The sequence below is a fragment of the Lysinibacillus sp. RC46 genome (assembly GCF_041262385.1).
Classification (GTDB): domain Bacteria; phylum Bacillota; class Bacilli; order Bacillales_A; family Planococcaceae; genus Lysinibacillus.
Genome location: NZ_JBGCCF010000064.1, coordinates 1 through 7014, shown reverse-complemented (window position 1 = coordinate 7014; position 7014 = coordinate 1). Strand labels below are relative to the sequence as shown.

4 protein-coding genes are annotated in these 7014 nt (G+C 34.2%); 2 read left to right on the top strand and 2 right to left on the bottom strand.

Features of this window, described 5'->3' with window-relative positions; all coding sequences use genetic code 11:
• Positions 1-207: 207 nt before the first annotated feature.
• Together ABH966_RS26730 and ABH966_RS26725 are read left to right on the top strand one after the other, a co-directional pair.
• Positions 208-1650 carry a carboxypeptidase M32 gene (locus ABH966_RS26730; protein ID WP_370083737.1) on the top strand — a complete coding sequence of 481 codons (1443 nt, stop codon included), beginning with the start codon at positions 208-210 and terminating at the stop codon, positions 1648-1650.
• A gap of 470 nt (positions 1651-2120) precedes the next feature.
• Positions 2121-3374: an MFS transporter gene (locus ABH966_RS26725; RefSeq protein ID WP_370083735.1), complete on the top strand. Its 1254-nt coding sequence runs from the start codon at positions 2121-2123 to the stop codon at positions 3372-3374.
• 911 nt (positions 3375-4285) lie between these two features.
• Here ABH966_RS26725 and ABH966_RS26720 read toward each other — a convergent pair.
• Positions 4286-5476 (bottom strand): MFS transporter, encoded by a 1191-nt coding sequence (locus tag ABH966_RS26720; protein WP_370083733.1) that lies wholly within the window; start codon positions 5474-5476, stop codon positions 4286-4288.
• Positions 5476-6762 (bottom strand): helix-turn-helix domain-containing protein, encoded by a 1287-nt coding sequence (locus ABH966_RS26715; protein ID WP_370083731.1) that lies wholly within the window; start codon positions 6760-6762, stop codon positions 5476-5478. Before ABH966_RS26715 ends, ABH966_RS26720 begins: the two co-directional genes overlap by 1 nt.
• Positions 6763-7014 lie beyond the last annotated feature (252 nt).

Sequence of the window (7014 nt, the reverse complement as noted above, 5' to 3'; positions counted from 1 at the left end):
TTAGCAAATTACTCAATCTAAGGAATTTAACTGACACTTAACCTTAGATGTGTACGCAACGATACTGCGGAATTTAAGCCTTTGGAGAGTCATACCAAATGGCAGTAGCTTTTTGCGAAACCAGACTCGGAGAATAAGGAAGACACAAAAACGAAAGTCGGAAGATATAAGTTGTGTCACAGTAGAGATGTTTACATTTTTCAAGAGATGTATATGTTTTTCGTATCGGACATGCGCACAGGTGCACCTAAAAAGGGGTTAGCTCAGCGTTCAGAGGTAGTTGGAACATTATCTGCCTCCTTATTTGACATGCAAACTAGTGAAGAGTTAGGGCAATTACTAACGGATCTAGAGGGGCAAAAGGCAGATCTCGATGATGTTACGCAGCGTTTAGTTGAGGAAGTACGTAAAGAGTATGATCAAAATAAAAAAATTCCGGCTGATGAATATAAGAAATTCGTCATTCTACAATCTAAAGCAGAAACAGCATGGGAAGAAGCAAAGGAAGCTAATAATTTTGCTTTATTCCTACCTTATTTAGAGGAAATTATAAGCTGGCAGAAGAAATTTATACAATATTGGGGTATTAAAAACGGTTCTCCGTACAATACATTACTAGATTTATATGAACCGGATATGACAACGGATGTTTTAGATCAAGTTTTTGGTGAATTACGTGAAACAATCGTTTCTCTTGTGCAAAAAATCGCAGCTTCACCAAATAAACCAGATACAAGCATTTTATTTAAGCATTTCCCTCGTGAATCTCAGCGTGCATTATCATTAGAAATGTTAGCGCAACTTGGCTATGATTTTGATGCAGGTCGCTTAGACGAAAGTGTACATCCATTTATGATTGGCTTAAATCATGGAGATAATCGAATTACAACTAAATATGATGAAAATGATTTCCGCTCAGCAATTTTTGGAACAATCCATGAGTGTGGGCATGCCATGTATGAACAAAATATCGATGTGAAGCTTGATGGTTTACCGTTAGCCAAGGGTACATCTATGGGAATACATGAATCCCAATCTTTATTTTATGAAAATTTTGTAGGTAGGAACGAAAAGTTCTGGGAGCATAATTACGAGCGACTTCAAAAGTATTCACCTGCACAATTTGGGGATGTAGCATTAGCTGACTTCCTACGAGCAATTAATATGGTGGAGCCGTCGTTTATTCGCATCGAAGCAGATGAGTTAACATATCCACTACATATTATGATTCGCTATGAAATTGAACGCGACCTATTCAACGGCGATCTTCAAGCGAAAGATCTTCCGCAAGTATGGAATGATAAATACGAAGAATATTTAGGCATTCGTCCTGAAACAGATGCAAAAGGGGTACTACAAGATATGCACTGGTCAGGGGGCATGTTTGGCTATTTCCCATCCTATGCTCTAGGAATGATTTACGCTGCACAATGGAAACATGCAATGGATAAAGATCTTCCAAACTTTGATGAGCTGTTAGAAAAGGGTGAGCTTCTTCCCATTCGAGAGTGGTTAACAGACAAAGTCCATCAATACGGTGCGCTTAAGAAGCCATTCGAATTGCTACAGAATGCGACAGGCGAAGGCCTAAACGCAAAGTATTTAGCACACTATTTACAAGAAAAGTATACAAAGCTGTATCAGCTTTAAAGGAAAAAGCGATTTCTCAACTATATTTTATTAAAAGTCAAGAGTTAAAGTAATGCACTTGTTACATCAGTATTCTTTATGAAATGTGCAACATTATAAATAGTTATTTTCAAGCTGAACTAATTTTTTATTGGTTCAGCTTTTATTTGTGATTAAAAGTAAATTTAGATATATTTGCGAAATTAAAGTGTAGTACAATTAAGATGTTAAATTATACCTTATTAAACTAACGGTGCAGATTAGTTGAATAGTGTTGTTAAACTTTTGTTCAACAATCGGGCCATTTTGTTGAATAAGAGTGGGAAATATAAATCCAAATATATAGTATTATCGATTCTAAGGAATATACTATGTAATAATATATATATATGAAGTTTTGTAAGGAGGATATGCTATGAGTATAGTAGATTGATTACTCAGATTTTAAATAAGAGGAAGGTGGTAAATCAAATTTTATAGAGGTGTTCAAATTGAATAATTTAATGATTAATGCTGATTTTGGGAAGTTATGGCTTCATAATATATCCAAAATTCTAAGTGAACGTTTTCGCGAACTAATCATACCTATTATCATATTGGGTCTGTCTGGATCGCCATTAATGACCTCATTAGTGCTTTTATTTCAGAGAATTAGTTCCGTGTTTTTTTCTATTCCAATAGGTACTTGGATTGAGAAAAAGAACCTTGTTTTGATTTCTTCGATCTGTAATTTAATATATGCTATATTATTGTTTCTATTGGCATATTTAATAACAATCGATATAACGAGCCTTTTTGTTATTGGGCCAATATTATTTTTCATGGGTTTAGTGGGATTGATGTTAAATATTGCCCTTTCAGCTATGGTACCTAAAATTGTTGGGAGGCAACGTTTATTAAGTGCTAATAATTCATTAGAAGCCGCTGATGCGATTGTAACCTTAATTGGTCCAGCCTTAGGTGGAATTATACTTGCGAAATATGGCCCGAACATTACCTTAACTATTTGTGGTAGTTTATTACTTATTTCAATGTTATTTATTTCACTTATAAAATACCGAAATATAAGTGAGGAAACGGATGATAAGCCCATGAAGGGAAAACAGAAACTGAAGAGTTTCATTCGGGATTCCCAAGAAGGTGTAAAGTACCTCTATGCTAATGGAGCTCAAATTGTATCGACGATTTCGGCTTTGGTACTCGGATTTTCAACCAGTTTTATTGTGCTTAGTGTTATCATTCATTCTAAATATACTCTCCATTTTTCAGAAGAGTATATTGGAATACTGTTATCTTGTGCTGGTATAGGAAATGTCGTTGGCGTACTTATAATGAACAAATTTAAAAATGCAAACTGGTTATACTTTCTCAGTACTTTAATGATCATATCTTCATTTGGAATCTTATTATTGATATCAAATTCATTTATCGTCATGTGTTTCGGAATGATAATCTTTGATGGGGCACTTTCTATGGCATTTGTTGTTCAGATAACTGTTCAACAGGGCATTACTCCAGACCATTTGATCGCCAGGGTTCGAAGTTCCATATACGTTTTAGGTGGAATTGCAGCAATGTTAGCGACTATACTATCTGGTTTGATTTCTGAATGGAACTCTATGGCAGCCTTGGCATTTGGATCATTGGTTTTATTAGTCAATGGCTTGTTTATTTTTAAATATAAAAAACAAGGAGTAGCAATGGATAAAATCAGTCCAATTTATGCTGCATCCAAAAGTAGCTGAATGATGGATTTAATAAAGGTAAGGAATTGTATTAAGTAATGTTGCACCATCGTCTTTGATGAATAAAATCGTGTATAAAAATTGAAGTCTTATCGTTGTAAATCCGCATAAATCTGACGAGTCCCCTTATTGTGCTAACGGGTGCTTAACTTGAAGATCATTGAGCTGTTTTAGACAGCTCTTTTTCTTATTATACTAACGGAGCAGGTTAGCTCAATAAGCTTTTATGTCATTTACTAAACAAAAGAATTATTATCTTTCCAGTTTATTCAATGAAAAAACAGACTAAAATAGTCTGTTACAAAAAAGTACTCCATATTGCTTTGAAAAAGATTCCTAGTCCAGCAAGGAATACACCTAAACAAGCTAAACTCAATGGGGATCCCCACTTAATTTCTGGCATAGAAAAAACCTCATTTCCTTATAGTTATAGAAAATTATACCATAACTTTCTATATAGGAAGTTGTTAAGCTAACGGGGCAGATTAGTTGAAGAGCGTTGTTTAACTTTTGTTCAACAATCGGGCCATTTTCTTGAATACCTTTAAATAAAAAGTATTTGGATATTGATGTTAAAATTCAATTGAGTTTATGAAGTAATATACTTAAATTAACAGGTAATTTGGTTGAACAAGTTAGTAAAAAGAAAGATATAATGAGTTACACGATTAGATTTGCTAATGAAAACGACTTGTCTAGTTTACTTATTGTAATTTGCCCATTAAAGCTTTCTTTGCTTCATGCTGTATAATACGGTCACAATATCACACGAATATCTTCCCGCCATATTCTGCTTGTAGACACGGTATTTATTTGTTCCTTCTAGAATCTGAAAATCTTTCTTACAAAAGATACATGTTACTTTATATGAAATCATCTTGTGCCTCCATTTTAAAATGCTCGATTAAAAATCATGAGGTTTGCTGTTCTTTTAAACTTATAAATGAAGTACCTACCGCTAAAAGTACAGCGAAACTAGCGAAAATAACAGCCGTCCATTGAAGTGAAAACCATTCAGCTAAAAGCCCTATTACAACTGTAAATAGTACCTGGAGAATACTTTGAATTAAATTCAACATGCTGCTAAAGCGCCCCATCACATCTGGATGTATCGTTGATTGATAGAGTGTAGCAAATCCAGTATTACTGAAAGCCATAAACATCCCTAATGTGACAAAACATATGACAGCTATAACATAAGAGTTTGCTAAATAAAAACCTAAATAACTAAGCATAGAAAGAAAAAATCCAACCTTTAGATAAACCATGACACTAAAAGTTTTCGCAAAAGCAGTAGCCAATAGCCCACCAACAATTGCTCCGATTCCCGCAACGGTTACGGTAATACCGTATAAGCTTTCAGAAATTTCAAGGTGTGCTAACAGAAACGTCATTTCCTGTGAATCTAATGCAAAAGCAATCATGAGGGCTATTGAATAAATCACGATTAATCGTGTAAAACTGTGAAGCTTTTTAGCGTAAGTGATTGTCATTTGCCAATCCTCTTTAATTGTTAACAGAGTTATTTTTGATGATTGACTTGTATTCGTTTTATTTTCAGACGGAAGCAAGCTTAATAAATAGGCACAAATAAAAAATGTCACTCCATTCACCCACATTGCCACACTTGTACTGAATGTTGCTAAAATAAGCCCTGCGAGTGCCGGACCAACCATAAACGAACCTGAACTTAATGTAGAATGAAGCGCATTAAAACGTTGCTTATGTCCTTCTTGTACATGCACAGATATTAAGTACGTACTGCTCGGACCAAAAAAGGTACTTGCAATATTTGTTGCGCCTACTAGAGCATAAATAAGCCATAGTTGGTCAACAAAAGGCATGAGACAAACGAAGAATCCTCGTATCAAATCCGTTGTAATAACTGTTTTCTTTTTGTTCCAACGATCAATATAAGATCCAACGAAAAAATTACAAATGATTCGAACAAGAGGACCTATAATATATAAGCCAGCTACAGCTGCTGGAGAATGTGTTAAATTCCAGATCATCACGTTTAAAGCAATTAAGTAAATCCAGTTACCTAACTGTGAAACACCTAAACCGGTTAATAAATACACATAATGCTTCGACCACTTCATCAATGATAGCCTCCAGCAACTCTTTGTCGCATTTTCTCACTTGTTTCAAATAAAAGACGGTAAAGTTCTACTGCACGTTTATATTGTTTCGAGTTTTCATACATTTTTGCAACAAGAGGACCATAAGACAAAATCAATTCAATATGTTGTTCTTCTATAAAATACTTAAAAACTTTTTTCTCTATCTTGTAAAACTCCTCCAAGCCTTCTAGCCCATCAATTTGTTCAAACGCTTGCATTAAAAAGAATTGCATTTGCTGATGAGTACCTTGAGTAAAATCATTTTTTGAAAGCTCATGAAGTTTTTCTGAAAAAAGTTCCTGTTCACCGCCAAATAATATGGTACGCGTATAGTTTATTAGCGTATGAATATCCTTTTTGTATGTTAGTGCCTTTTCGTAATATGTAATTGCCTTCGTATATTGTTTATCTGATTCGTATGCAAATGCTAGGTTGTTATAAATGGATGACCACTGAACATCTGTAGCAATTGATGGGACATGATGTAGTAAATCAATTGCTGCATGATATTCTTTTAAAGCATCTTCTACTTGACCTAAACCATTTAAAATAACGCCATACATTGAATAGAGCTTTAATTGAAATAATGGCTTATATTGATGTTTAAATAACTGAATGGCTTCTTGTATATATAGTTTTGCGAGTGAAAATTGATAAGCGCGATGGCTAGCAAAAGCTAAATGGTAGACATAATTTGCTTGTTCAAAAGAAGAGCTTTTGGATAAGTGAAACTTGCTGTTTGATTGGAACTCTCGATTTAAAATCGCATCGTAGTTTCCGATCATTAGTTCATAATATGTTTTGACTGCAACAAATAATTGCCACTCTCTTGAGCCACTAGGTGATAGTAAGTCATCTAATGAGGCTAAAATGCCACCTGCTTCCTCCATGCAGTCTTGACTCAATAAGTACCGGCAATAAACTAAGTCTACTTGCATCTGTAAACTTGGCGAAGTACGCTGTACATAAAGTAAATGAAGCTGCTCCATCTCTTCTTCATTGATTTTTTCATTTGATAATAACTTCTCATAAATTTGTTCAATCAGTTGCTCTTGGTTTTTACCTTCTTCTACATAAGTTGTAAAATCCAACTGTAGTTTTTCAAATAACATTCTATACAATGTCTCATTTGGTTCTACTAATCCGTTCTCAATTCTACTTAAATAAGACGTTGTACAAATACCAACAGCCAATGTATCTTGGTTCATATTGTTTAATTGCCTGAAGAATTTAATCGTTTGTCCAATTTTATGATGTCGCTCCATATCAATCACCTCTATAATTATCATATCAAAATAAATCGGTTGAATATTGTGTAAATAGTATTCGATTTGAGAAACTAGTTATAACAAATTATGGCATATTGTGTAATCTTCTGCTTTTCTAGAGCAAGTTAATGAGGAAGTATTAAGAAGTTGTAGAAAGCCCAGTGGTGATATGTCAACCATAAAAAACATCGGAATTGGAAATTCTTAAGCTACCAAGCATCTAAAAAACTGTTTTTAAGCGTACTCAAA

What these genes read in the sequence shown, in the direction of transcription:
- ABH966_RS26715 (WP_370083731.1), bottom strand. Translation starts at nt 6,762, where the DNA reads ATGGAGCGACATCATAAAATTGGACAAACGATTAAATTCTTCAGGCAA.
- ABH966_RS26730 (WP_370083737.1), top strand. Translation starts at nt 208, where the DNA reads ATGTATATGTTTTTCGTATCGGACATGCGCACAGGTGCACCTAAAAAG.
- ABH966_RS26720 (WP_370083733.1), bottom strand. Translation starts at nt 5,476, where the DNA reads ATGAAGTGGTCGAAGCATTATGTGTATTTATTAACCGGTTTAGGTGTT.